The 24,027-nt window shown below is 69.1% G+C and carries 25 protein-coding genes; 15 read left to right on the top strand and 10 right to left on the bottom strand.

Going from position 1 to position 24,027, the window contains the following annotated elements; all coding sequences use genetic code 11:
* Positions 1-240 precede the first annotated feature (240 nt).
* Both L8H00_RS05405 and L8H00_RS05400 read left to right on the top strand, forming a co-directional pair.
* On the top strand, positions 241-867 hold the full coding sequence (locus tag L8H00_RS05405; protein ID WP_242096208.1) for a TetR/AcrR family transcriptional regulator: 627 nt from the start codon (positions 241-243) through the stop codon (positions 865-867).
* A gap of 71 nt (positions 868-938) precedes the next feature.
* The gene (locus L8H00_RS05400) at positions 939-1,808 is read left to right on the top strand and encodes an SDR family NAD(P)-dependent oxidoreductase (RefSeq protein ID WP_242096207.1); all 870 of its coding nucleotides are present in this window, start codon (positions 939-941) and stop codon (positions 1,806-1,808) included.
* A gap of 94 nt (positions 1,809-1,902) precedes the next feature.
* On the opposite strand, the gene L8H00_RS05395 is transcribed toward L8H00_RS05400, so the two are convergent.
* Positions 1,903-4,083, bottom strand: a complete 2,181-nt coding sequence (locus L8H00_RS05395) for a xanthine dehydrogenase family protein molybdopterin-binding subunit (RefSeq protein ID WP_242096206.1) — start codon at positions 4,081-4,083, stop codon at positions 1,903-1,905.
* A gap of 213 nt (positions 4,084-4,296) precedes the next feature.
* Here L8H00_RS05395 and L8H00_RS05390 point away from each other — a divergent pair, with 213 nt between their 5' ends.
* The 4 genes from L8H00_RS05390 to L8H00_RS05375 all read left to right on the top strand — a co-directional run bounded on the left by L8H00_RS05390 (position 4,297) and on the right by L8H00_RS05375 (position 6,870).
* Positions 4,297-5,127, top strand: coding sequence for an aldo/keto reductase (locus L8H00_RS05390; RefSeq protein ID WP_242096205.1), 831 nt, complete (start codon positions 4,297-4,299; stop codon positions 5,125-5,127).
* Between the two features lie 6 nt (positions 5,128-5,133).
* On the top strand, positions 5,134-5,649 hold the full coding sequence (locus L8H00_RS05385) for a metallophosphoesterase family protein (RefSeq protein ID WP_242096204.1): 516 nt from the start codon (positions 5,134-5,136) through the stop codon (positions 5,647-5,649).
* Positions 5,646-6,029: a DUF1622 domain-containing protein gene (locus L8H00_RS05380; protein WP_242096203.1), complete on the top strand. Its 384-nt coding sequence runs from the start codon at positions 5,646-5,648 to the stop codon at positions 6,027-6,029. Before L8H00_RS05385 ends, L8H00_RS05380 begins: the two co-directional genes overlap by 4 nt.
* A 256-nt stretch (positions 6,030-6,285) precedes the next feature.
* Positions 6,286-6,870, top strand: a complete 585-nt coding sequence (locus L8H00_RS05375; RefSeq protein WP_242096202.1) for a hypothetical protein — start codon at positions 6,286-6,288, stop codon at positions 6,868-6,870.
* A 15-nt stretch (positions 6,871-6,885) separates the two neighbouring features.
* Here L8H00_RS05375 and L8H00_RS05370 read toward each other — a convergent pair whose 3' ends face one another.
* Complete coding sequence (locus tag L8H00_RS05370) at positions 6,886-7,704, bottom strand: heavy metal-binding domain-containing protein (protein ID WP_242096201.1); 819 nt, start codon at positions 7,702-7,704, stop codon at positions 6,886-6,888.
* On the bottom strand, positions 7,704-8,645 hold the full coding sequence (locus L8H00_RS05365; protein ID WP_242096200.1) for a heavy metal-binding domain-containing protein: 942 nt from the start codon (positions 8,643-8,645) through the stop codon (positions 7,704-7,706). The genes L8H00_RS05370 and L8H00_RS05365 overlap by 1 nt, the downstream gene beginning before the upstream one ends.
* Positions 8,646-8,905: 260 nt before the next feature.
* Here L8H00_RS05365 and L8H00_RS05360 point away from each other — a divergent pair, with 260 nt between their 5' ends.
* Entirely contained in the window at positions 8,906-11,377 is a 2,472-nt protein-coding gene (locus tag L8H00_RS05360; protein WP_242096199.1) for a DegT/DnrJ/EryC1/StrS family aminotransferase, read from the top strand.
* On the top strand, positions 11,374-12,450 hold the full coding sequence (locus L8H00_RS05355) for a glycosyltransferase family 2 protein (protein ID WP_242096198.1): 1,077 nt from the start codon (positions 11,374-11,376) through the stop codon (positions 12,448-12,450). The genes L8H00_RS05360 and L8H00_RS05355 overlap by 4 nt, the downstream gene beginning before the upstream one ends.
* Here the strand turns inward: L8H00_RS05355 and L8H00_RS05350 are convergent.
* Positions 12,432-13,115, bottom strand: a complete 684-nt coding sequence (locus L8H00_RS05350; protein WP_242096197.1) for a murein L,D-transpeptidase catalytic domain family protein — start codon at positions 13,113-13,115, stop codon at positions 12,432-12,434. The two genes, L8H00_RS05355 and L8H00_RS05350, sit on opposite strands and share 19 nt — an antisense overlap.
* Positions 13,116-13,324: 209 nt before the next feature.
* Between L8H00_RS05350 and L8H00_RS05345 the strand changes: the two genes are divergently transcribed.
* Positions 13,325-13,930: a L,D-transpeptidase family protein gene (locus L8H00_RS05345; RefSeq protein WP_242096196.1), complete on the top strand. Its 606-nt coding sequence runs from the start codon at positions 13,325-13,327 to the stop codon at positions 13,928-13,930.
* A gap of 13 nt (positions 13,931-13,943) precedes the next feature.
* Here the strand turns inward: L8H00_RS05345 and L8H00_RS05340 are convergent, their stop codons facing one another.
* Positions 13,944-14,120, bottom strand: a complete 177-nt coding sequence (locus L8H00_RS05340; RefSeq protein ID WP_242096195.1) for a hypothetical protein — start codon at positions 14,118-14,120, stop codon at positions 13,944-13,946.
* 146 nt (positions 14,121-14,266) lie between these two features.
* Here L8H00_RS05340 and L8H00_RS05335 point away from each other — a divergent pair, with 146 nt between their 5' ends.
* Together L8H00_RS05335 and L8H00_RS05330 are read left to right on the top strand one after the other, a co-directional pair.
* Positions 14,267-14,539: a DUF1488 family protein gene (locus L8H00_RS05335; protein WP_242096194.1), complete on the top strand. Its 273-nt coding sequence runs from the start codon at positions 14,267-14,269 to the stop codon at positions 14,537-14,539.
* Positions 14,540-14,543: 4 nt separating this feature from the next.
* A complete protein-coding gene (locus L8H00_RS05330) occupies positions 14,544-14,744 on the top strand; it encodes a hypothetical protein (RefSeq protein WP_242096289.1) in 201 nt (66 codons plus the stop codon).
* A gap of 22 nt (positions 14,745-14,766) precedes the next feature.
* Here L8H00_RS05330 and L8H00_RS05325 read toward each other — a convergent pair whose 3' ends face one another.
* Positions 14,767-15,357 carry an NADPH-dependent FMN reductase gene (locus L8H00_RS05325; protein WP_242096193.1) on the bottom strand — a complete coding sequence of 197 codons (591 nt, stop codon included), beginning with the start codon at positions 15,355-15,357 and terminating at the stop codon, positions 14,767-14,769.
* Positions 15,358-15,515: 158 nt separating this feature from the next.
* Between L8H00_RS05325 and L8H00_RS05320 the strand changes: the two genes are divergently transcribed.
* The 3 genes from L8H00_RS05320 (at position 15,516) to L8H00_RS05305 (ending at position 18,211) form a co-directional block, all read left to right on the top strand.
* The gene (locus tag L8H00_RS05320) at positions 15,516-15,824 is read left to right on the top strand and encodes a hypothetical protein (RefSeq protein ID WP_242096192.1); all 309 of its coding nucleotides are present in this window, start codon (positions 15,516-15,518) and stop codon (positions 15,822-15,824) included.
* A gap of 77 nt (positions 15,825-15,901) precedes the next feature.
* Positions 15,902-16,642 (top strand): energy transducer TonB, encoded by a 741-nt coding sequence (locus L8H00_RS18775; RefSeq protein ID WP_277924280.1) that lies wholly within the window; start codon positions 15,902-15,904, stop codon positions 16,640-16,642.
* Positions 16,643-16,669: 27 nt separating this feature from the next.
* Complete coding sequence (locus L8H00_RS05305; RefSeq protein WP_242096191.1) at positions 16,670-18,211, top strand: cation:proton antiporter; 1,542 nt, start codon at positions 16,670-16,672, stop codon at positions 18,209-18,211.
* A gap of 3 nt (positions 18,212-18,214) precedes the next feature.
* On the opposite strand, the gene L8H00_RS05300 is transcribed toward L8H00_RS05305, so the two are convergent.
* The 4 genes from L8H00_RS05300 to hpnI are packed head-to-tail and all read right to left on the bottom strand — an operon-like array spanning position 18,215 to position 22,621.
* A complete protein-coding gene (locus tag L8H00_RS05300) occupies positions 18,215-19,162 on the bottom strand; it encodes a lysylphosphatidylglycerol synthase domain-containing protein (protein ID WP_267383205.1) in 948 nt (315 codons plus the stop codon).
* Between the two features lie 26 nt (positions 19,163-19,188).
* The gene (hpnK, locus tag L8H00_RS05295) at positions 19,189-20,013 is read right to left on the bottom strand and encodes a hopanoid biosynthesis-associated protein HpnK (protein WP_242096190.1); all 825 of its coding nucleotides are present in this window, start codon (positions 20,011-20,013) and stop codon (positions 19,189-19,191) included.
* 13 nt (positions 20,014-20,026) lie between these two features.
* Complete coding sequence (gene hpnJ / locus L8H00_RS05290; RefSeq protein ID WP_242096189.1) at positions 20,027-21,472, bottom strand: hopanoid biosynthesis associated radical SAM protein HpnJ; 1,446 nt, start codon at positions 21,470-21,472, stop codon at positions 20,027-20,029.
* 3 nt (positions 21,473-21,475) lie between these two features.
* Complete coding sequence (gene hpnI / locus L8H00_RS05285; RefSeq protein WP_242096188.1) at positions 21,476-22,621, bottom strand: bacteriohopanetetrol glucosamine biosynthesis glycosyltransferase HpnI; 1,146 nt, start codon at positions 22,619-22,621, stop codon at positions 21,476-21,478.
* Positions 22,622-22,778: 157 nt separating this feature from the next.
* Between hpnI and L8H00_RS05280 the strand changes: the two genes are divergently transcribed.
* The gene (locus L8H00_RS05280; RefSeq protein WP_242096187.1) at positions 22,779-23,912 is read left to right on the top strand and encodes an AI-2E family transporter; all 1,134 of its coding nucleotides are present in this window, start codon (positions 22,779-22,781) and stop codon (positions 23,910-23,912) included.
* The last annotated feature ends 115 nt before the right edge of the window (positions 23,913-24,027 follow it).

Genomic DNA, 24,027 nt, shown 5'->3' with positions numbered 1-24,027 from the left:
TCGGACGCGACCGTCCGTATGGCCCTGTCGGCTACCAAAATCCTCTCCTCGCGATGCTTTGCCGCTTTCCGCCATCATGAACGCCGCATCCGACTTGTCAATGGACGCTCTCTCGTGTGTGAATATTCGGCGGCACGACGGCGGCGGCTTGACGCACCGCCGGCGAGCTGGAAGGCGAAGGGCGTGACCGAAGCAGCCAAACCCGTCCGCCGATCGCGAAAAGCGGAGCAACGTGCCGCGATGACGGAGCAGATCCTCGACGCGGCCGAAGCGTTGTTCGCCGAACACGGGCTGTACGGCGTGACGTTGAAGGACGTGGCCAAGCAGGTCGGCGTCCACCACACGCTGCTCAACTATTATTATACGGACAAGAAAGCGCTGTTCGACGCGGTGTTCGCGCGCCGCGCGGTCGTGACCAGCGAACGGCGGATGCATGCGCTCGACGCCTATGAGCGCGAAGCGGGCGACGCGCCCACCGTGGAGGGTGCGCTGCGGGCGTTTCTCGACACCGATCTCGATCTCTACATCGAAGGCGACGAGGGCTGGCGCAATTACGCGAAGCTCGGCGCTCAGGTGGCGAACACACCGCATTGGGGCGCCGACCTGATGGACCAGCATTTCGATCCGGTGGTCCTCCGCCTCGTCCGCCTGCTGCGACGCGCGTTGCCCGACTGTGCCGAAGCCGACATCTTCTGGGGCTATCACTTCGTCACCGGTGCGCTGATGCTGACGCTCGCGCGAACCGGGCGCATCGACAAGCTGTCGAACGGGATGAACCGCTCGGACGATTTCGTCGCCATCAAGCAGCGGATGGCGAGCTTCATGGCCGCAGGCTTCATCGAGATCTGCCGCCGCCCCACCGAATGATAGCCTGATATTCACTCTCTTGATAGTGTCCGTCGCCAGGGCTAAACGGCGGCAAATTCGAGGAGACGGGGATGTCGATACGGGGTCGTGTCGCGATCGTGACCGGAGCGGGAGGCGGACTGGGGCGCGCCCATGCGATGTATCTGGCGAGCAAGGGCGCGCGGCTGGTCGTCAACGATCTGTCGGATGATGCCGCGGCCAAGGTCGTCGATGCCATCGTCACGGCAGGCGGCGAGGCGATCGGGGCGGCAGGATCGGTGACCGACGAGGCCGCGGTGTCAGAGATGGTGGCGGCGACGCTCGCCCGCTGGGGACGCGTCGATGTCCTCGTCAACAATGCCGGCATCCTGCGCGACAAAAGCTTTGCCAAGATGAGCATCGCCGACTTTCGCGCCGTGATCGACGTCCACCTGATGGGCGCGGCGGTCTGCTGCAAGGCGGTGTGGGAGCCGATGCGCGAGGCGCGCTTCGGGCGCATCGTGATGACCACCTCCTCGTCCGGCCTGTACGGCAATTTCGGTCAGGCGAACTACGCTGCGGCGAAGATGGCGCTGGTGGGCCTGATGCAGACGCTGGCGATCGAAGGCGAAAAATACGGCATCCGCGTCAACTGCCTTGCGCCCACCGCGGCGACCGGAATGACGGAGGGCGTCCTTCCACCCGAAAGCCTCGCGCTGCTCGATCCGGCACTCGTCAGTCCGGCGTTGCTGGCGCTGGTCGAGGACGACGCGCCCACCCGCGCGATCCTGTGCGCCGGCGCCGGCCATTTCGCCGCAGCGCATGTCACGCTCACGGCGGGGTTGCAGGCGCCCCGCGACGATGCCGGCGAGCATGTCATCGCCCATTGGCCGGCGCTTGTCGATCGCACCGGCGAGATCGTTCCCGCCTATGGGTTCGTCCAGGCCGAACGGGAGGTCGCGGCAGCCTCTGCCCAGGCCTGACGATGGTGCCGTGCGTCATCGACGCTCGGCACAGACCGTTCGCGGCGCCCAAAGCATGGCCCGTTCAACAATCGCGCGGTCCAGCCGACGCGACTCAATCGAGCAGCATCTCGCCCCGGATCGGCAGGTCGCGGACGCGCACGCCCGTCGCGTTGAAGACGGCGTTGGCCACCGCGGCGGCGACGCCGATGATGCCGATCTCGCCGAGCCCCTTGATGCCTTCGCGGTTCACCGTCGGATCGTCGTCGGGCACCATCACGACCACCTGTTCGGCGATGTCGGCCGCGGTGGGCACGAGATACTCCGCCAGGTCGCGGTTGAGATAGACGCCGGTCCGCGGATCGACCTCGGTCTTCTCCAGCAGCGCGGAGCTCAGCCCCCAGGCCATGCCGCCCAGATACTGACTGCGCGCCGTGAGGGGATTAAGCACGCGGCCCGCGGCAAACGCGCCGACATGGCGCGGGATGCGAATTTCGCCGGTCGCCGCATGGACGTGCGCCTCGATCATGTGCGCGCCGAATGCCCAGGCGAGCTGGTCCTTGGGCAATGTCAGCAGCTTGATGTGCCCTGCGCGAAGCTCGTCGAGCGCATCGCAGCCCGCGCCTGCCGGCACATAATCGAACGCCACCTCGCGCGCGCCGTCGGGTTGCCGCTTGAGCGCCGCGCACGCCTCGGCGAGCGCGTTCGCCAAGCTGGTGGTGGTCGAGGACCCGCCCGAGATGCCCGCGGGCGGCAGCCGCGTATCGCCCAGCGCGACCGTCACCGCGCCCAGCGGCACGCCCAGCCGCTCGGACGCGATCGTCGCCAGCAGCGTGTAGAGGCCGTTGCCGATTTCGTGATGCGCGGTCTCGATCCGCACCGCGCCCGTCGCGTCCTGCGCGATCCGGAGGCTCGCGGGCCCGATCTTCACCGGGCGCGCCGCCGCCGCGCAGCCATGGCCGATCCACCAGCCGTCCCGCAGCGTCGCCCGCGGCTGGGCGATCCGGCTCGACCAGCCGAACGCCTGGGCCGCCGCATCGAAGCACCGCATCAGCGGGCGCGTCGTGAAGCGCTTGCCCGTCACCGGATCGGCCAGCGTGTCGTTTCGGCGGCGCAGCTCTATGGGATCCATGGCGAGCGCATGCGCCAGTTCGTCCATCGCGCTTTCCATCGCGAAGAGGAACGGCACCTCGGGCGGCGCGCGCATCGGCCCCGGCGTGTTGCGGTCGACCCGGCCCAACCGCTCGTGCCCCGCCACCGCCTCGGCGGCATAGATCGCGGTGGAGACGTCGGTGCCCTCCATCGCGAAATCGTCGAAGCGCGAGGATGCTGTCGCCGCATCGTGGCCGACGCCGAGCAGCGTGCCGTCCCGTGTCGCGCCCAGGCGAACGCGGTGGCGGGTCTCGGTGCGGTGATTCGCCACGGTGAACTGGTCGCGCCGGCTCACCTCGAGCCTGACCGGCCGCCCGAGCCTTCGCGCCGCCAGCGCGCAGAGCGCGGTGTGCTGCGACAGCGCGAGCTTCGAGCCGAAATGCCCGCCGATGAAATGCGAGACGATGCGCACCTGCTCGGGCTTCAATCCGAATTGCGCCGCCAGACCATGCTGCGCCGCCCCGATATAGCGCGTGGGCTCCAGCACGGTCAGGGTGTCGCCCTCCCAGACGCACGTCGTGCTCGGCAGCTCGATCGGATTGTGGTGCTGGATCGGCGTCGTGTAGCGTGCGTCGATCCGCACCGCGGCGCGCGCCAATGCTGCGTCCAGATCGCCCTTGCGGCGGTCCATGTGCTCGGGATCGACCTCGGCCAGCGGCTGCGTCGTGCAGCGCGGGTCGGCGAGTGTCGCCACCGGCGGCTCGCCCGCATAGGCGAAGCGCATCGCCGCCGCTCCGGCTGCCGCGATCTCGGGCGTTTCCGCGACGACCAGCGCGACGATCTGCCCGGCATAGCGGATCGCGGGCGATGACAGCGGCCGCCAACTGCTGTTCGCCCATCCGCCCGCCATCAGATGCTTGATCGGGGCTATCGCCTCGCCGACATCCTCATAGGTCAGGACCAGCAGCACGCCCGGCATAGCGGTGGCGGCCTCCCGATAGATCTGGGTGATCCGCCCGCACGCGATCGCGCTGACCGCCAGCGCAGCGTGCGCCATGCCCGGCAGGATCGTGTCGCCCGGAAAATCGGCCACGCCGCAGACCTTGAGCGGCCCGTCGATACGCTCGTGCGGACCGCCCAGCGCCGCGACCTCGCGATCGGATCGCGCGCGGACGCCATCCATGATCTTCGTGACAGCGACCACGTCCACATCCTCTTCGGACCCATCCTTTCACGCTAACGCACTGATCGGGTTCGACGATCCGCCTTCATGGCAGCGCGATCTGGCGCGGCGCTTCGATCCGCGCCGCGCTAGGCGACCCTCGTTCATCATTTGGGCGCATGCGTCATCGACCGGCATGCACCGGACGGCGACGTCGTTCGTTTGTCCGCTGCAACAGGATAGCCGAGGCAGATCATGCGAACAGTGTCGTTACCGGGCGGCGAACAGGTGCCCGCGCTGGGCCAGGGCACGTGGATGATGGGGGAGCGACCCGATCGCCGGTCGGACGAGATCGCCGCGTTACGCCTGGGCGTGGATCTCGGCATGACGCTGATCGACACCGCGGAGATGTACGGCGAAGGCGCGGCCGAGGAACTCATCGGCGAAGCGCTGCGCGACGTTCGCGACACGTTTTTCCTCGTCAGCAAGGCCTATCCCCAGAATGCGTCGCGCGCGCGGCTGCGCGCGGCCTGCGAGGCGAGCTTGCGGCGGCTCGGAACGGACCGGCTCGATCTCTACCTGCTGCACTGGCGAGGGTCGGTGCCGCTCGGCGAGACGGCCGAGGCGATGGAGGCGTTGCGCACGGCCGGCAAGATCCGCCACTGGGGCGTCAGCAATCTCGACACGCGCGACATGGAGGAGCTGTTCGCCGCCGGCGGCGATGGCTGCGCCGTCGACCAGATCCTCTACAATCTCACGCGCCGCGGCCCCGAGCACGACCTGCTGCCGTGGCTGGAGGCCCGCGCCCTCCCGGCGATGGCGTACAGCCCGGTGGAGCAGGGCCGCCTCGTCGCCGACACGACGCTCCGCAGGATCGCCGAGGCGATCGGCGCCACCCCTGCGCAGGTCGCCCTCGCCTGGACGTTGCGACGGAGCGGCATGATCGCCATACCCAAGGCGGGCACCGCTGCGCATGTCCGCGAGAACCGCGCCGCCGTCGATCTGGCGCTGTCGGCCGAGGACATGGCCGCGCTCGAAGCCGCCTTCCCGCCCCCACGCGGCCGCCGGCCGCTCGAGATGCTTTGAGCGGCCATGGCGCTGTTCTTCACCGCCGACACCCATTTCGGCGATCATCGGACGCTGAACATCCATCGCCGGCCGTTCGCCACGGTCGGCGAGATGGACGAGGCGCTCGTCACGGCATGGAACGCGATCGTCGGGGCGGACGACGTCGTGTGGCACCTGGGGGATGTGGCGCGGCGACCGGCCGATGTGGCGGCGCTGCTCTCCCGTCTCAACGGCACCAAGCATCTGATCCGCGGCAACAACGATCCCGTGGCGACGGGCGAAGCGGCGGGCTGGGCAAGCGTCGGCGACTATGTCGAACTGACGGAGGACGGGCACCGACTGGTCCTCTGCCATTATCCGTTCAGGAGCTGGAACGGCCAGCACCGCCGCGCGATCAATCTGCACGGCCACAGCCATGGCAGGCTGAAGCCCATGCTCCGCCAGCATGACGTGGGCGTCGATGCCCGGAACTTCCGACCGGTCCGGCTGGCGGAGCTGCTCGCACGGCCCGATATGCCGTCGAGGCATGAGGCACCATGATGACGAACGAAGCCTATTGGATCCACCTGGCGACGAGTGTCGTCGAGATCGTCGGCACGGCCATCATCGTCGTGGGCGCGTTCGGAACGCTGGCGGCCTTTCTGATCGGGCTGGCCAGAGGCGCGACGAGCCGGCCGACGCTTGTCGCCGACTTTCGCTCTGGCCTCGGCCGATCGATCCTGCTCGGCCTGGAGTTCCTGGTCGCCGCCGACATCATCAACACCGTGGCGGTGGAGCCGACGATCGAGAGCCTCCTCGTTCTGGCCGGCATCGTCATCATCCGGACCTTCCTGAGCTTCTCGCTCGAAGTCGAAATCGATGGGCGTTGGCCGTGGCAGAAGGGACGATCGGACGGGGGAAGCACCGCCCAAGGCGGGTAAGGTCGCTGCGCCCAGCGCGCCGGCTCATGTTCCCCCACCTGGAGAGAACCCGTCACGATCTACGTCATCACCCTGCCCTGCTCTCGCATCACCGATCTTGAGAACCGGCACCGAACTGGTGGATAAGGACGGCATGTCGGATCGATTCCCAGTGCGCTCGCAGGCGGAAGCCATGATACACCGCGTCTCGCCCGAAGGCCGCGAGCAGGCGCGCATCGCGCACGAACGGCGTCGACGCAGGAACGTCCGAACCGGCGTGCGGATGGGATCGGCAACGGCCGCCATCCTGCTCGTTGCGACGTTGATCGACAGCGAGGTGGCGTCGCTGCACACGGCAGGCGTGATCGTCACCCTCATCGCGGTCATCATGGCATGCAGCATCATCGCCATGCTCTCGCGGGATCGTCCCGTCTCGGCGGAGCAACTCGGGACGACAAGTCTCGATGCGCTTCCTCGGCAGACCGCGACCTGGCTCGATCGGCAGCAGCCATCGCTTCCACACGCGGCGGCCGCGTCGATCGCCTCCATCTCCCTCCGTCTCGGCGACATGGCGCCGCAACTGCGCGCGCTCGACCCTGCCAGCCCTGCGGCCGATGCGGTAAGGCGCCTCCTGGCGACGGATATTCCGGCGCTCGTCGGCGGCTACCAGAGCGTGCCGTCAAGCATGCGAGCCTCCGCGCGAGATGGCGGAAGCAGCCCGGACGCGCAACTCGCCGATGGCCTTCGCGTCATCGACGACGAGATCGGACGCATGACCGTGCAGCTCGCCCGCGGCGCCTTCGAAGAACTGGCGACACAGCGGCGGTTCCTCGAACTGAAATATGAGAGCGGCACGAACTGAGGCGACGACCTCGGATCAGCTATTCACGGAGAGCACCAGCGCGGGATCGGGAATCTCGGTCGCAGCATGCCCCTCGATCGGCAGCACGGCGGTGCCGATCGCGAAGAATTCGATGACATGGCTCGACCAGCCGTGGCTGCCCTCGTGCAGGTCCGCGCCGACCACGCCCTCGGCGCCGGCCTGCGTCGCCTCCAGTTGCATCCGCTCCATCGCGATCTCGCGCGCCTCGTAGAGGGCGATGCTGAAGTTGGTCAGTTCGACGTTGCGGCCGATGCTTCCCATCGAGGCGAACGGCCCCCGCCGCGCGACATGGTAGACGCAGCTGCCCATGACCATCTCGAGCGGACGATAACCCGCCTGCAGCAGCGTCCAGAAATCCTGGCCCGACAAAGCGGACGTGAACGGCTCGCCCCGCGGCCCCTTGAACCCCTTGTGCCCCTTGGCATGGACGATTCCGGTGCCGATCGCGACGAATTCGAGCACCTTGGTGTCCCATTCCAGCCGCTTGACCGTCAGGCGGACGCCGACGATGCCGTCGGCCCCCATGTTGGCCGCTTCCTGACGCATGCGTTCCATCGCCAGCGCCCGCGCCTCGTACATCGCCGTGCTCAGCACATCGAGTTCGACGCTCGTGCCCCATCCCGCCATCTGGAAACCGAGATGGTAGATGCACGACCCGACGCAGAGTCCGACGGGTTCGAAGCCTGCCTTGCGGACGAGGAGGAACTCGTTGACCGAGAAATCCGAGGTGAACACGCCGCCCGGATGGCCTTCGCGCCGCAGGCCCGCGAGACGCGCGAGCGCATGTTCCGGAATGCCCTGTTGATCGGCCATCAAATCCCACCCTCCTGATCCATCACGTCGTTCTCATAGGCCGACCGCTTCGGCCCGTCTGGACTGCGGAGCGGCGACAGGCCGTCGCGCATGTCGACGACCATCTCGATCGGATGCGGCACGCGGGCCCCGGGCCTGGTGTCCACCACCGTCCCCACCACGATGTGACGCCCGAGATAGGCGGGCGGCTGCTTGTCGCGCTCGCGCCGGAGCAACTGGCCGAAATGCGTGTGTGCAAGAACGCCGTTGCCCTGACGCGCCGCCTTCTGACGCAAATCGGCATGCGCCTCGCGCCGGATGCGCTCCCAGAAATCCGTAAGCGTCATGATGGGGATGCTGCGGAACGACCGCAGCTTGGCCTGGATGTCGGACAGCGCCGTCCAGTCTCCGCCGCCGGAATAGGGATTGCCCAGCCAGTCGTAGCGCGCGCCGACCGCGATCCCGACCGGCACGATATCCGCCTCCAGCAGACGCACGAATTCGAGCGCGGGGACGGTCGCGATCACCGGATGCGGGCTCGGCGCGAGCCCTTCGATCCGCACCGCCGTGCCGATGAGCGTATAGTCCATACTGGCGCCCATGGCATGGCGCAGCGTGCGCAGCCGGACATCGACGACGGCGTTGGCGCCCGCCGCCGCGGCTTCCCTCTGGATCCTCTCGAGCGCCTCGTGCCACCCCTGCGCGTGCCCTTCCGTCCAGCTCTGCCCATAGTAGAACCAGCACGTTCCCGACACCGTCGCGATCGGTCGAATGCCGTGGCTCCGCGCCAGCAGCAGTTCCGACGGCGTCATGGTCGCGACCCATGCCCCGCTCCCGGCCGCCGCGCCGCGCAGGCGTTCGGTGACGAAACCCGGCAAGCCGTCGCTATCAAGCGCGATCTCCCATGCCTTCAGCCTGTCGGTCCGGTCGTCGAACACCGTCCTCTGATCGATCGTCGCCAAGGGTCGGCCCTCCTGTCGCTTCAGGTTGGCATGACGCGTTCGGGATTGCCAGAGGCTGGCAGGCTGGTCGACAAAGTGCCCGGAAACGAACATGGCGAGTTCCGCTTCGGCTCCGCATCATGGCCGATTGTGCATCGGTCCAACGGGTCCGATTATCGCACGCTCCCTCCTCAACCGTTCCGCGCGATCGGCCCTGCGTAACCGCTTCTTAGGAGGCGGCGCGACATAGCGGGGCGACGTGCCTCGCCGTGGATCCGCCTATGCCGCCCCTGCCCCTCATCGCCCCCAATCCGCCGCGGCTGAGCGAAGCGGGCGAGGCGTTGCGCCGCGTCGAGGCCTCGGGCCTGTTCAGCAACAACGGCCCCGAAGTGCGCGCGTTCGAGGCGGAGGTGACCGACGCGCTGTTCGACGGCCGCGGCGCGAGCCTGGCCGTCGCCAATGCCACGCTGGGGCTGATGATCGCGATCCGCCATGCCGCCTGGCTCGACCCGCAGCCCGGCACCTATGCGCTGATGCCCGCGCTCACCTTCGCCGCCACCGCGCAGGCGGCTTCCTGGGCGGGGCTGACGCCGCTGGTATGCGACGTCGGTCCGGACGACTGGAGCGCCTGCGCGCGCGCCGAGGACCGCTTGATCGCGGTCCACGGGCGGCGGATCGGCGCGATCGTGCCCTATGCGACGTTCGGCAACGCGATCGATCTCGACCGCTATGCCTGGTTGCAGGCGCGCCACGGGATCGGCGTGGTCGTCGATGCGGCATCCTCGCTCGGCACGAGCGACGATGCCGGCATGGGCTTCGGTGCCGATGCGCCGTTCGCCGTGGTCCATTCGATGCAGGCCACCAAGACGTTCGCGGTGGCCGAAGGGGGGCTGATCCACAGCGGCGATGCGGGGCTGATCGCGCGGCTTCGCGCGATGGCGAATTTCGGCTTCGAGAGCGGCCGCAGCGCGACCTTGCCGGGCCTCAACGCCAAATTGCCCGAAGTGCTCGCGGTGATGGCCCGCGCCAAGCTGCGCGAGATCGATAGCGTGTGCGCCCACCGCGCGGGGCTGGAGGCGGCGTACCGCGCCGCGCTCGGCGATTTCACCCTTCAGCGCGTCCGTGGCGCACGGCGCGCGATGCAGTTCATGCCCGTGCTGCTGCCCGAGCGGCTGGCCGGCGCGCGCGCCGCGATCGTTGCGGCGATGGCGGCCGAGGGGGTCGGCTGCGGCACCTATTTCAGCCCGCATCTGGGCGAGCAGCCCTGGATCCGCGCGACCGCCGCGATCGAGCCGACGCCGGTGGCGGACGCGCTGGCGGCGCGCATGCTGTCGCTGCCGATGAGCGATGCGATGAGCGTCGCCGATGCGGCGCGCGCCGCCGGGGCGCTCGCGCGCGCCTGCCGCCGCGCCGAACCCGCACGAGTCGCGCCGTCGCCCGTCGCCGAGGTGCTGATCGTGGGCGGCGGCCCGGCCGGCACCGCGCTGCTGACCGCGGCGACCAGGCGGGGGCTGTTTCCCGCCTTTGCCGAGGGGCTGGTGCTGGTGGAGCGCGATGCGGGAATCGGCGGCGGCCAGCTCGGGCGATACGCGATCACCTCCGATTCCACCGCGGAGACGTTTCTCACCGCGGTGAGCGACACTATCCATCCCGAGATCGCCGCGCTGGCGGATCATCCGGCCGCGCGCGCAGTGGCGGCGCATGCCGGCGCGCTGGGCGTGCCGCTCGCCGAGGTGGGGCCGCTGCTGCGCGCCACGGGCCAGGCGCTCGCGGGGATCGTGCGCGCGGCGGGCGGCACCGTGCTGACGGGTCACGCCGCGATCGGCGCGCGGCAAGTGGGCAATGGATTGTGGAGCGTGCGGCTTCGGCGCCAGGCGGACGGGCATGAGTTCGACCGACTGACGCGCAACATCGTCGTCGCGACCGGCGGTCACCAGCCGCTCGACCGGCTGGCCGCGCAGCAGGTCGCCGGGGCGCGGCTCCTCGATCTGGCGGCGGGTCGCCTCGTCCAGTCCGACGAGGTGCTGACGCTCGGCGGCTTCGAAAAAATGAGCGATCTACTTTCGGGCCGGCGCGCGCCGCGCATCGCAGTCATCGGCGGTTCGACCAGCGCGCTGATGACGGTGGCGCGCCTGTTGAAGGGGCAACCCGCGCTGCCGCTGGGTGCGGGTGCGGTCACCCTGCTCCACCGGCGGCCGTTGCGGCCCTTCTACCCCTCGATCGAGGCGGCGCGGGCGGAGGGCTTCACCGATTTCGGGCCTGACGATGTCTGCCCGGTCTCGGGCTTCGTCTATCGGCTTGCGGGCTTCCGGCTGGAGGCGCGCGATCTCGTGCTGCGGATGCTGGCGATCGACGGCCGCGCGCCCGATCCGCGCGTCGCGCTCCACCGCATCACCGGCGACGACGACGCGGCGGCCCGCCGGATCGTGCAGTCCGCGGATCTGGTCGTCGCCGCGCTGGGATACCGGCCGCTTGCTTTGCCTCTGGCGGACGTGACGGGCGCGCCGATCCCGCTCGCGGCGCAGGCCGGGCGACCCATGGTCGATCGCCATTGCCGGATCGTGGATGGCGCGGGCGACGCGATCCCGGGCGCGTTCGGGATCGGCCTCGCCGCCGGCTTCGTGCCCTGGGGCACGCTGGGCGGCGAGGCCAGCTTCTCGGGGCAGGCCAACGGCCTGTGGCTGTGGCAGAACGACGTCGGGCTGATGATCGTCGATCGCATCCTCGGCGAACGCCGGCGGGCCGCGGCGTGAGCGCGGCCCCCACGATCAGCGTCGTCATGGCCGCCTACAATGCGGCCGAGCTGATCGGCGAAACGCTCGACAGCCTGGCCGCGCAGAGCTTCGGCGATTTCGAGGCGATCGTGGTGGACGATCGTTCGACCGACGACACCGCCGCGTTCGTGGCGCGTTGGCCGGACCCGCGCGTGCGGCTGATCGTACAGGACAGTAACGGCGGCCCGGTGCTGGCGCGCAACCGGGGGGTGGCCGAGGCGCGTGGGCGCTATATCGCCGCGCTCGATCACGACGATCTGTGCCGGCCGGGCCGCTTCGCCGCGCAGGTGGCCTATCTCGACGCGCATCCCGAGATCGCCCTGCTGGGCACCGCCGCCGACTATCTGACCGACGGCAAGGTCACGCCGTCGATCTATCCCGTCACCACCAGCCCCGCGCTGATCGCTTGGCTGAGCCAGATCGAGAACCCGCTCGTCTGGTCGTCGGTGATGCTGCGTACCGATGCGGCGCGGCGGCTCGATCCCTTCACTCGGCCCGCGATGCTCTATGCCGAGGATTTCGACCTGTATCACCGCATCCGCCCGTTCGGCGGCATCGCGCGGCTCGACACGCCGCTCCTGGTCTACCGCCAGCATGCGGGCGGCATCTCGAAACGCTTCGTCGGCACGATGGAGACGAGCGCCGCCCGCGTGCTGGCGGAGGCGCATGCGGCAACGCTCGGCGACCGCGCCGCGGAGATCGCAGACCTGCTGGTGCGCCACAACATGACCAAGCTGCCCGTGCCCGATCGCGCCACGCTGGCGGCACTGGGCTGGGGCATCGCGACGCTGCAGGCCACGTTCCTGGCGAGCCACCCGTCCTGCTCGGCCGAGGATATCCGGCTGATCCGCTGGGAAACCGCGCTGCGCTGGGCGCGAATCGGGCGGGCGGGGCTGCGGGCGGGAACGATCGGGGTGGCCGACGTGATCGCCGTCCGGCCGCCCCATCTGGGCCTGGGCTATGCCGGCGCAGGCGATCTGCTCTGGTCCGGCCTGGTCGGCGGTGTGCGCCGGGCGCACCGCCGATGGACGCGTCACACCTTGGCGGAATAGATCATCCGGCCCGAGCCGAGCTGGGCGAAGACCTGATCCAGGTCGTGCTCGCCGACGGCGAAGCAGCCCTGGCTGCGGCCCAGCATGCCGTGCGTGCGCAGCATGTCGGGATTGGAATACCAGGCCGAATGCACCACGATCCCGCGCCCGAGCGCATTGCCGTTGGTTTCGTCCAGCCCCTCCAGCCGCTGCGAGCGGCCATGTTTGCCGACATAGTAATCCGACGCCACGAACGCGCCTTCGCACGAGGCGTTGGAACCGAAATCGTTCGAGAAGCGCTTCAGATAGCCGCTGTGCGCCGGATCCGAACCGCTGCCGTGCGCGACCAGGAACGAGGTGCTGCGGCCGTCGACCATGTCGACGATGTGGAAGCGGGGCTGGGCCGAGGGGGCGGTGAAATCGGCGATGGCGATCTTGTCGCGATGCGGGATCGCGGCGCCGTGCTGGTTGAGCGCGGTGAGCGCGCGGCGGAAGAGTTCGGGGCGAATGGCGCGCGGCGAGGTGAGCGGCGCGGACGGGAGGGGTGGCTGGCTAACGGGGCGCAGCATGCGCCCGGTCAGCCGTTCAGTGGCCCCAGCCGCGCCGGTGAGCGCGAGCGCGCCGGTCAGGGCCAAGCCGTTCTTCAGAAGCGCGCGCCGGGTGCGCACAGCCATATCGTCGTGCATCGAAGCTCCAGGAATGTCGTTGACCCCTCGATCCTTGATGTAGCGCAAATCTGCTGAATTTTCTGCTGCGTTTCCACGGAGTTACACGCCTCGCCCCGTCATTCGCCGCGATCGCCCCACGTTTCGTCGCATCGACAGATGGCACCATCGCGATCGTCGCGCGTTTGGAATGTCAACAGAAATTAACGGGCTTGGAAAGGAATCCGATCATGCGCTTCTTCACCGGCTTGACCATGACGCTTCTTGCGATGACTGCGGTTCCGGCGATGGCGGCGAGCGGTGCGGATTCGGGCGCCGCGATCGAGACGGCGTCGAGCGGCCTTTCGGCCAATCAGTTCGTCTGGAACGATACGGCCACCGGCCTCGATCCCGTGGTGATCGTCGTGTCGATCCCGCTTCAGCGCGCCTATGTCTATCGCGGCAAGACGCTGGTCGCCGCGACGACCGTGTCCTCGGGTCGCGACGGCAAGGACACGCCGATCGGCACCTATACGATCCTGCAAAAGGACGCGATGCACAAATCCAATCTCTACAATGCCGCGCCGATGCCGTTCATGCAGCGGCTCACCTGGGATGGCATCGCGATCCATGCGGGCCGCAATCCCGGCTTCCCGGATTCGCATGGCTGCATTCGCGTGCCCGCCGCCTTCGCCAAGAAGCTGTTCGGCGTGACCAATGTCGGCACGACGGTGATCGTCACCGACGCCGCCTCGAGCGACCCGATCCCCGTAGAGCCCGCTGCCGTGGCGCCCGACAGCGACACGGTCGACGCGAATGCCCAGCAGCTCGCCAGCCTGGACAGCCACGGTCGCTGACGGATCGCGGCGCTCATTCGTCGGTGCGAAGCTTCACCTTGTTGGGCAGCTTCTTGCCCTTGGTGCGCCGCGACGGGATCTGAACGGGGTTCTTCTTCTTCCATTCGGCCCAGGTCATCGGGCCGTCGGCGGTTTCGATGATCGTGTCGTCCTGCATCGTCCAGCCAGATCCCATGTCTTGAGAAGACATGGTGTATGGCGGATGAGCCGGCAAGCGTCGATCTTTCGCTTTCGACCGGGCACTCCGCGATAAGCCCGTGACAGGGAACCGCGGGGCGGGTCGCTGCGCTTTGCCCCCCACGGCCGCAGTGTCGCGGCGTCAACGGGAGGATCATCATGGCCGAAGACCGGCTGGACATCGACATGCGCACGATCGAGGACAATAGCGACTCCCGCCAGGTTGAGTTCGAAGCCGAGGTGAGCGACGAACGCTATCAGTTCGCCGTACAATATGACGTGCTCGAAGCACTGAGCACCGTCTCCCCGGAGGGCGACGCCGCCGCCCTGTTCCGCGAACATATCGACGAGATTGCGCATATCGGCGCGACCGCGCTGGCGCGCGATCCCGATCAGGAGATCATCGTCATCAGCGAGAATGATCTGGACTGACGGGGTGCGCACCGTCTCGGAAACGACGTCGGTGCGCCTCTACCACCGCGCGGACGGGGTGGACGGGGGCGCGGCGACCACCCTGCTCTACGGCAGCCTAGCCGAGGCGATGGCGCGCGCCGCGCGCGAGAGCGACGAGGTTCAGGCGGGGCTGTTCCTCGCCACCGAAAACGACGTGGTGGCCTATCTCGACCTGATCGACTGAGAACGCCGCCGGTCGGAAGCCATCAACCCGGAACCGCAAGCCCCCCGGCCAGCGGCGCGAACCGCGCGACCTGTTCCCCGATCAGCCGCAATTGTGCGAGCACCGCCGGATCGCTCGCGCTGCCCTCGTCGTCGAACTTGGTGATTTGCGTGTTGATCGCCGCCGCGAAGGGCGTCGGCCAGCCGCGCAACGCGTGCACGATCGAGCGCAGTGCGGCGATCGTCGATCCCGTCGCCTGCCAGCCATAAGCGGTGGCGATCAGCCCCACGGGCATGTCCGCAAGATAAGGCCGTGGATCGCGCGCGGTCTCCTCCAGCAGATCGAGCGCGTTCTTCACCACACCCGATATGCTGCCGTGATAGCCAGGGCTGGCGATCACCACCGCGGATGCATCGCGCACCGCATCGACAAAGGCGCGCTCAGCTTCCGTGCGCTCGGTCGCGCGCGGATCGTAGAGCGGCAGTTGCGCGAGCGCGTCGCCGCCGAAGATGCGGGTGCGAAACCCGATCTCGCCGGCCGCGGCGACCGCGATCCGCAACGCCCGCTCGGTCGACGAGACGCCGCCGATCGTGCCGCCGATACCGACGATGAGGGGGGGCTTAGCGGCGGTCATGGCGGTTCCGATTCGATCGTGCGGGAAAGCGACCGTTCGCACGATCGGGAACGGCGCGTCCAGCCGACGCGCGCGCCGCGCCTCTCCGACCGGCCCGATGCAACTTACCGCGACACAGGACGTTACGCAGGCGTCACCGTTTTTCAGGGGATTGTTTCATGCGTAAATTCTTGCTGTCGCTTACCGCTCTTTCGCTCAGCCTGCCGATGGCGGTGACCATCCCGGCCGCGGGCGCGAGCGCGCAATATCGGCATCATTATCGCGGCCGCGCCTATCGCCATTATCGTGGCCGCTGCCGCCATTCGAGCGGCACGACGGGCCTGGTGGCAGGCGGCGTCGGCGGTGCGCTGCTTGGCAATTCGGTGTTCGGCCATGGCGCGCTCGGCACGATCGCCGGCGGCGTCGGGGGCGCCTTTGCCGGCCGCGCGATCGACCGCACGATCACCGCACCGCGCCGCTGCCGCTGATCCGGGGCGGGTGACGGGCGCCTTCGCCCGCCACCCCTCCGATCCGACCCATGGCGCGCTATCGCTCCGATGAGCCCATGATCGACCGGGGCCGTATGGCCTCGGTAGTTGCCGTCGTCGTGATCCATCTGGCGCTCGGCCTCGCGCTCCTGCGCGGGCTCGGCGTCGAACTGCCCCGCGCAGTCGGCGACACGCTGACGACGTTCAACGTGATCCCGCCGCCCCCGCCCCCACCTGAGCGCAAGGTCGAGCCCGAACACCGGGCAAGCCCGCGTAAGGAAGGCGCCGCCTCGCCGCCCAATCTGCGCGCCAAGGCGACCCCGATCGTCGCACCACCGCCGATCGTGCCGCCCATCCTGCCGCCGCCGATCGTCTCCGCGCCGGTCGCCGGCATCGGCGCCGCGGCGTCCGCCGGCGCTGCGCCGGTGCGGGGGCCAGGCTCCGGCAGCGGCGGGATCGGCAACGGCACGGGCAGCGGCGGTGCGGGGAACGGCGATGGCGGCGGCGGAGGATCGCCGTTGCGGCTATTGTCGGAAAAGGTTCGCTTCCCCAATGACATACCCTATCGTGGCATCGAGCGGGAAACGGTGCAGCTCGTCTTCACGGTGGGCGTCAAGGGCCGCGTGACAGACTGTCGCGTCACCGTGCCGAGCGGCAACGGGCCGCTCGACCGCGTGGTGTGCGACAGCATCCGCCGGGGCCTGCGCTACCGCCCGGCGACCGACGCGCAGGGCCGGCCGGTGCCGACCGAGGTCGATGGCGAACAGACATGGGAGACCTATCGACATGGCGACACCGACGACGACGATCCGCGCTGACGCCCCCACCGTGCCCAGCCGCGCGGCATGACCTTCTTCGAAAGCCTCTTGGCGCTGCTGCTCGCGGCCATCGTGCTGCTCCAGTTCTCGCGCCATCTGTCGCTGCCCTATCCCGCTATGCTGGCGGCAGCGGGCGTGGTGGTGGCGCTAATCCCCGGCGCGCCCGCCATCCCGATCGATCCGCACACCGCGCTCGCGCTGTTCCTGGCGCCGACGCTCTTCGACGCCGCGTTCGACTTTCCCGTCGGCGCGGCGCGCAAATTATGGGGCCCGCTCGTCGCCTTCGCGGTCGTGGCGGTGCTGGTCACCGCATCGGCGGTAGCGTGGATCGGCTGGGCGGTCGCGGGGCTGCCGATCGCGGCGGCGGTCGTGCTCGGCGCGATCGTGGCGCCGCCCGACGCGGCGGCGGCCACCGCGGTGTTGTCCGGCGTGTCGATCCCGCGCAGTTCGGACGCGGTGCTGCGCGGCGAAAGCCTGTTCAACGACGCCACTGCGCTGCTGCTTTTCACCGCAGCGCTCTCGGTCCAGTCGGGCGGCGGCTTCACCCTGCCCGTCGATCTGGAACTCGGGCTGGCGGCGCCGGGCGGGATCCTGTTCGGCATCGGGTGCGCGATGATCGTCCGCCGCACCAACCGGCACGTCGTGGGAACGCTCGGCGGCAGCCTGTTGCAGTTCGTGCAGGTTTTCCTGGTCTGGATCATCGCGGACCGGCTGCATCTTTCCGCCGTGTTGGCGACGGTTGCGTGCGCGATGACGGTCGCACGGTCGACCGAGATCAACGCATCGGCCCGAATGCGCGTCCATTCCTATGCGGTGTGGTCGACGGTCGTCTTTCTGCTGAACGTGCTCGCCTTCCTGCTGATGGGTTTGCAGGCGCGGCTGATCGCGGGGCGGATGCACCACGCCGAGTTCATGGACGCTTTGGGGTTTGCCGGGCTGGTCGTGGCGGCGACGATCCTCACGCGCTTCGCGGTGGTCATTGGCTATAACCGATTCCGGGCGTGGCGGCGTCGCGGCGAGGACGACGCAGAAACGGCGACGATCGGCCAGGCGGTGCTGGTCAGCTGGAGCGGGATGCGTGGGCTGGTGACGCTCGCCACCGCCTTCGCGCTGCCAGCCGATTTCCCGCAACGCGACACCGTGATGCTCGCGGCGTTCACCGTGGTGATGGTCAGCCTGGTCGTGCAGGGGCTGACGCTGGCGCCGCTGATCCGCTGGCTGGGGCTCGATCAGCAGCACGCCTATGCCCATGACCTGGCGGTCGCGCGGCGCAGCATCGCCGAGGCGGCGCTCGCCACGCTCGACGACAAGGACGGCGTCGCCGCCGATGCGCTGCGCCACAGCTACGAGGCGGAACGGCAGGCCGCCGAGGAACCCCCGATCGCGGATCCGCTTCACCGCCGCCGCACGCTGGGCCTGGCCGCGGTAAAGGCCGAGCGCCAGCGGCTGGAGGATCTGCACGATTCGCACCGGATCGGCGCGGAGACCTATCTTCAGGTGCAGGAGGAGATCGACTGGCGGACGCTGGTTCTGCTGCCCGACGAGAAGCGCCGCGTCGAGGAAAGCTGAGCGTCAGCCGCGCACGAGGCGGCGCATCGTGCCCGCCTGCCACAGCAGCAGCGTGGGAATGCCCAGCGCCACGTCGCGGCCGCGTTTCGCCAGCGCCAGCGCCAGCGCGGCGTCGGGCGGCAGGCCGAGCGCGGGGCCGACCAGCGCATAGGCCGCCTCCTGCACGCCGATCCCCCCGGGGATGGCGAAGGCGACGCTGCGCAGCGTGAAGATCAGCGCCTCGATTGCCAGCACGGTCCCGAGCGGTAGCATCACGCCCATCAGCCGCAACACCAGCCACGCACCCCCCGCGCTCGCGATCCAGGCGGCGAGATTGAGCGCCAGCGCCAGCGCGACGCGGCCGCGGTGCGCGTAGATCCGCGTAAGTTCGCCGCCGATCGCCTCGATCGTGGCGGCGGAGCCCGGCAGCACCCGTTGCGCGAGGCCGGCCGCGATCCGCAGCAACAGCCGCTGCGCGCCGAACAGCGCCAGCACGATCGCCGCGAGCACCGCGACGCCCGCGAGCAGCAACGGCTTCAGCCGGTCCGCATCCGGCCCCGCCGCCAGCAGCGAGACGACCGTCGCCACCCCGAACAGCGTGAAGGCGAGCTGCGAGGCGAGTTCGGTCGTCATGTCGACGATTAGCGAGGCATAGACGCGGTAGAGCGGCACGTCGCCGCCCGCGATCGTGCGCGCGCCGACCACGATCCCGCCGATCTGCGAAAAGGGCAGCAGGTCCGCCACGGCCTCGCGAACCGCCCGCCCCCAGGCGAACAGGCCGAGCTTCGCCGCCGGCTCGCCGGGTGCGGCGGCGAGCCAGGCCGCGCCCAGGATCACGAAGACACACGCCGAATAACCGCAATAAAGCAGTAGGCCGCTCAGCCCCATTCGCGCCACGACATGGACGATGCCGTCGAACCCGGTCGCCGCGAACGCCCAGATCGCGACCGCCAGCCCGATCAGCGTCGCGATCAGGATCAGCCCGTTGATCCGCCCGCTCAGCGCCCCGCTCCGGCGAAATCGGCGAAACGGCCGAGCCGGATACCGCGCTTCACCAGCGCGGTGCGCGCCGCCGGGTCGAGCAGCCCGGCGAGTTCGTCGCGGTGGCGATAGGCGGGGCCGTGCCCGGCGAAATCGTCGGACGTGGCGGGATGGCTATACACTTCACTGAGCCCCAGCGGCAGATCGGCGATCGCCGCGCGCAACGCCGCTGCATCCATCCGCCCGGAGGCAGCGAGGCCATAGACCTGATCGGGCACCGTCATACCCCGCCGCCGCGCGCGCGTCCGCAACGAGCGCGCAAAGGGCGCCGCGAACCAGTCCACCCCGCGCGGCCGGCCACGCTCGACAGGCGCACGGATCGCGCGCACGCCGTGATGCACGGCGCGTTCGATCACCATCCCGGCGATCACCGGATGAACGTGGAAATGCTTGTGCGCGTTGACATGGTCGAAGGGCAGCCCGGTATCTGCGAAGGCGGCGAACTGCGCCGCGATCTCGTCGCGCAATTGCCGCCGCACCGTGCCGCGCACCGCTATGTCGAGCCCGAAGCGCGCCATATCGGTGCGGAACAGGCCGTCCGCCCCCACCAGATCGGGGATGCGATCGGGCGCGAGCAATGGCCGGGCCTCCACCATCACGAGGTGCAGCCCGACGCCGAGCGACGGCATCGCCCGCGCGCGCGCCACCGCATCGGCTGCGGCGGGCGCCGCCACCATCAGGCTGGCGGCGGTGAGAATGCCCTCCTGGTGCGCCCGTTCCACCGCTTCGTTCACAGCGACCGCCTGACCAAAATCGTCGGCGGTCACCACCAGTCGGATCATCGAAGACGCCGGATCACGCCGCCTCTTTGCGCCGCCGCAGGAAGTCGAAGAATTCGACGCCTTCGCGCAGGCGGCGCTTCATCATGTTCCAGTCGCGCAGCATCTCCGACACGATCGACCAGATCTTGGACGGGCGGAAATAGAAGCGTTTGTAGAATTCCTCGACCTTGTCGAAGATCACGGTGGAGGGCAGGTGCGGATAGCTGAGCTGCGCGATCTGGTTGCCGTCGTCGGTCAGCAGCTCGTTGCTGGTGTCGAACCAGCCATTGTCGCTCGCCTGCTTGTGCAGGAACGTGCCCGGATAGGGCGCCGCCAGCGACACCTGGATCGTGTGAGGATCGATCTCCTTGGCGTACTGGATCGTCTCCTCGATCGTCTCCTCGGTCTCGCCCGGCAGGCCTAGGATGAAGGTGCCGTGGATGACGATGCCGAGCGCGTGGCAATCCTTGGTGAACTGGCGCGCGACGTCGGTGCGCAGGCCCTTCTTGATGTTGTGCAGGATCTGCTGGTTGCCGCTCTCATACCCGACCAGCAGCAGGCGCAGGCCATTTTCCTTCAGGACCTTCAGCGTGGCGTAGGGCACGTTGGCCTTGGCGTTGCAGCTCCACGCCATCTTGAACCCCGGCTTGCCGAAGCCGAGCTTGCCCAGTTCCACCGCCAGTTCGGCGACGCGCGGCAGATTGTCCGTCAGCGTATCGTCGTCGAAGAAGATCTCCTTCACCTCGGGGAAGTTCGCGATGACGTATTTCACCTCCTCGATGACATGCGGGATCGATCGGGTGCGGTAGTTGTGGCCGCCGACGGTCTGCGGCCACAGGCAGAAGGTGCAGCGGCTCTTGCAGCCGCGCCCGGTGTAGAAGCTGATATAGGGGTGCAGCAGATAGCCGCCGAAATACTTCTCGATCGTCAGGTCGCGCTTGTAGATCGGCGAGACGAAGGGCAGCGAATCCATGTCCTCGATCACCTTGCGATCGCGGTTGTGAATGATCGCGCCGTCGCGGTCGCGCCAGGTGATGCCGTCGATCTCGGCGAGCGGCATGCCCTTGGCGACGTCGAGCACGGTAAAGTCGAATTCGTTGCGCGCGACGAAGTCGATCGCGGGCGACGCATCCATCGCCTCCTGCGGCTGCACCGCGACCTTCGCGCCGATCAGGCCGATCAGGATGCGCGGGTTGCGCTGCTTGATGAGCTCGGCGGTGTGCACGTCCTGCCGGAACGACGGCGTGGAGGTGTGGAGGATGACGAGGTCGCGGTCGTCCACCTCGTGCTTGATATCGTCCCAGGACTGGTCGTGCGCGGGCGCGTCGATCAGCTTGGAGCCCTCGACCAGCGCGGCGGGCTGCGCCAGCCAAGTCGGATACCAGAAGGATTTGACCTCGCGCTTCATCTGGTAGCGCGCACCCGCGCCGCCGTCATAACCGTCGAACGAGGGCGCCTGGAGGAACAGCGAACGCATCATAACTCAGGACTCCGTGGCCGCGATCCGGCCGTCTTCCGTTTCAAGCCTGCGCCCGCGCCAATCGACCGAACGCACGAAGAAGCCGGCGACGAACAGGGCGAACGCCAGCAGATCGCGCAGCGGGATCAACGCCAGCGACGTCCCGCGCATACAAGTGATCCGCCGCAACCGCCAGCCCATCGCGGCACGCGCGGCGAGCGAAAATGCGATCGGGCCCCAGCCAAGTGCCGGAAATCCCATCAGCGCCGTGCCGATCAACGCGAGCGGCAGCGGGTGGAGCACGATGCTGCCGGCGAAGCCCGCCGGGTCGATCCCCGCCACCGTCGCGTTCCAGCGCAACTCGTGGCGGACGAGAGCGGCGAAATCGGGCTCGGCGCAGCCATGAGTGACCAGCATGTCGGGCACCACGACGCGCAGCCCCAGTCCCCGCACCGCAGCCCCGATCGCGTGATCGTCCGCCAGCCGATCGGCAAAGGCGGCAAAACCGCCGATCCGCGCCAGCGTCTCGCGGCGGATGGCGATCGTCGACCCCATGCAGGGATGCGCCATGCCCGTGCCGAGACCGATCAGCACCGAGGGCAGGAAATGGAGATCGAGCCCCATCGCACCGATCCGCGACCAGAAGCCGGCATCGCCGCGCCCGCGATAGAGGCACGTCACCGCGCCGATTCCGGGCCGGTCGAGCGCCTCGACCACGCGGTCGAGATAATCGGGCGCCACCGCGATGTCGCTGTCGCTCAGCACCAGCACGTCGTGCCGTGCGGCCGGCAGCATCGCGATCAGGTTCGCGATCTTGGGATTGGCGCCGCGCGCCGTGCCGCCCACCACGATCGTCATGGCGTCGATCGGCCGCACGCCCTCCAGCCCGGCCGCGACGGCATGGGCGGGATCGTCGGAGCGGTGGACGCCGCACAGCATCTGCACCGCCGGCCCCGCCCCTGCCGATGCGAAGAAGCTGGCGAGATTGGCCGCCAGCCGCGGCTCGGCGCCGTGCAGCGGCTTCAGCAGCGTGACCGGAACGTCACGCGGGCGCGGCGGGGCGCCGCGTCCGAGCCGCCCCGCGAGCCACGCCGCCCAGACGAGCAGCAGCGACCCCACCAGCGACGCGCTCACCAGCAGCAGGCCGAGGATGGAGAGGGCGAGCGTCACGCGCAGCCCGCTTCGCCGCGACGGTCGGGCCGATGCCTGGTGCGGCGATTCACGCGATTCCCATTCCACTCATGGCGGCCAATGCCTCGCGCCGTGACGGCGCAGCGCCAACCCACTCTATCGGCTCGGGCTTCTTTTGTAGTATGAATTTCACGACATGACCTCCGAACCCCATAGCCACTCCCCCGCCGGCACGCATATCCGCGATCGGCGCGATATCATGACCGCACCGCAGCGCCGCGCCGGGCTGGTCGCGGCCGGCGTGCTGTTCATCGGCGGCGTGCTGACGCTGCGCGATTTCCTGCCCGCGCTCGTCTGGGCGGCGGTGTTCGCGATCGCGGTGTGGCCGCTGTTCCAGCGGCTCGCGCGGCGCTGGCCGCGGCACCGCCGCGTGCTGTTGCCGGCGCTGTTCGTGCTGGGGGTGCTGCTGGGCTTCGTCGTGCCCGTGGTGTTGGTCGCGGTGCCGCTGATCGCCGATGCGCATGCCGCCGCGCGGTGGCTGGCGCAGGTGCAGCAGACCGGGGTGGGCACCCCCGCTTTCCTCGCGCACCTGCCGTTCGGCGAAACGCTGGTAGCGATGTGGCAGCAGCAGGTCGGCCAGCCCGGCCAGCTGTCGCTGCTGGCGGGGCATGCCGCGCAGGGCAGCATGTTGCGGATCGCGCGTGTCGTCGGCGCGCAGGCGATCCACCGGTCGATGCTGCTCGTGTTCATGCTGCTCACGCTCTTCTTCCTGCTGCGCGATGCCGAGGAGATCATGGCGCAGTTGCGGATCGGCGCCACCCGCGCGTTCGGGCCGGCCGGCGAGAATGTCGGGCGGCAGGTGATCCGCTCGGTGCATGGCACGGTCGACGGGCTGGTGCTGGTGGGCCTGGGCGAAGGGCTGCTGATCGGGATCGCCTATTGGGTGGCGGGGGTGCCGCAGGCGGCGCTGTTCGGGCTGGTGACCGCGCTGCTCGCGATGGTGCCCTTCGGCGCACCGCTGTGCGTCTATATCGCGGGCGCGGTGCTGCTGGCGCAAGGCAACGTCATCGCCGCGATCGGCGTGGTGGTCGCCGGGCTGGTGGTGATCTTCGTGGCGGACCACAGCGTGCGCCCGATCCTGATCGGCGGCGCCACCCGCCTGCCCTTCGTCTGGGTGCTGCTCGGCGTGCTGGGCGGCGTCGAGACCTGGGGGCTCGTCGGGCTGTTCGTCGGCCCCGCGATCATGGCCGCGCTCATCCTACTGTGGCGCGAATGGATCGGCGCGCAGGCGGGGCCGATCAACCCGTGGCAACCCCAGCCGCTCCCCTGAGGCGCATCCACCATGCCGGCCGTTGCGGCGGCGTGGTGGAGCCGGGGCTTGGAGCGGGGTGACGTTAGTTAGATCCAGCCTCCAAATCCGTTCGTGCTGAGCTTGTCGAAGCACC

Source organism: Sphingomonas sp. CROZ-RG-20F-R02-07, assembly GCF_022662335.1.
Lineage (GTDB): Bacteria > Pseudomonadota > Alphaproteobacteria > Sphingomonadales > Sphingomonadaceae > Sphingomonas.
Note: the sequence above shows the minus strand (reverse complement) of the source record. Positions and strands in the feature narration are given on the sequence as shown.

Excerpts from the sequence above, each read along its gene's own strand:
- L8H00_RS05405 (WP_242096208.1), top strand. The coding sequence starts at position 241 with ATGACGGAGCAGATCCTCGACGCGGCCGAAGCGTTGTTCGCCGAACAC.
- L8H00_RS05400 (WP_242096207.1), top strand. The coding sequence starts at position 939 with ATGTCGATACGGGGTCGTGTCGCGATCGTGACCGGAGCGGGAGGCGGA.
- L8H00_RS05390 (WP_242096205.1), top strand. The coding sequence starts at position 4,297 with ATGCGAACAGTGTCGTTACCGGGCGGCGAACAGGTGCCCGCGCTGGGC.
- L8H00_RS05385 (WP_242096204.1), top strand. The coding sequence starts at position 5,134 with ATGGCGCTGTTCTTCACCGCCGACACCCATTTCGGCGATCATCGGACG.
- L8H00_RS05380 (WP_242096203.1), top strand. The coding sequence starts at position 5,646 with ATGATGACGAACGAAGCCTATTGGATCCACCTGGCGACGAGTGTCGTC.
- L8H00_RS05370 (WP_242096201.1), bottom strand. The coding sequence starts at position 7,704 with ATGGCCGATCAACAGGGCATTCCGGAACATGCGCTCGCGCGTCTCGCG.
- L8H00_RS05360 (WP_242096199.1), top strand. The coding sequence starts at position 8,906 with ATGCCGCCCCTGCCCCTCATCGCCCCCAATCCGCCGCGGCTGAGCGAA.
- L8H00_RS05350 (WP_242096197.1), bottom strand. The coding sequence starts at position 13,115 with ATGCACGACGATATGGCTGTGCGCACCCGGCGCGCGCTTCTGAAGAAC.
- L8H00_RS05345 (WP_242096196.1), top strand. The coding sequence starts at position 13,325 with ATGCGCTTCTTCACCGGCTTGACCATGACGCTTCTTGCGATGACTGCG.
- L8H00_RS05340 (WP_242096195.1), bottom strand. The coding sequence starts at position 14,120 with ATGTCTTCTCAAGACATGGGATCTGGCTGGACGATGCAGGACGACACG.
- L8H00_RS05335 (WP_242096194.1), top strand. The coding sequence starts at position 14,267 with ATGGCCGAAGACCGGCTGGACATCGACATGCGCACGATCGAGGACAAT.
- L8H00_RS05325 (WP_242096193.1), bottom strand. The coding sequence starts at position 15,357 with ATGACCGCCGCTAAGCCCCCCCTCATCGTCGGTATCGGCGGCACGATC.
- L8H00_RS05320 (WP_242096192.1), top strand. The coding sequence starts at position 15,516 with ATGCGTAAATTCTTGCTGTCGCTTACCGCTCTTTCGCTCAGCCTGCCG.
- L8H00_RS18775 (WP_277924280.1), top strand. The coding sequence starts at position 15,902 with ATGATCGACCGGGGCCGTATGGCCTCGGTAGTTGCCGTCGTCGTGATC.
- L8H00_RS05305 (WP_242096191.1), top strand. The coding sequence starts at position 16,670 with ATGACCTTCTTCGAAAGCCTCTTGGCGCTGCTGCTCGCGGCCATCGTG.
- hpnK (WP_242096190.1), bottom strand. The coding sequence starts at position 20,013 with ATGATCCGACTGGTGGTGACCGCCGACGATTTTGGTCAGGCGGTCGCT.
- hpnJ (WP_242096189.1), bottom strand. The coding sequence starts at position 21,472 with ATGATGCGTTCGCTGTTCCTCCAGGCGCCCTCGTTCGACGGTTATGAC.
- L8H00_RS05280 (WP_242096187.1), top strand. The coding sequence starts at position 22,779 with ATGACCTCCGAACCCCATAGCCACTCCCCCGCCGGCACGCATATCCGC.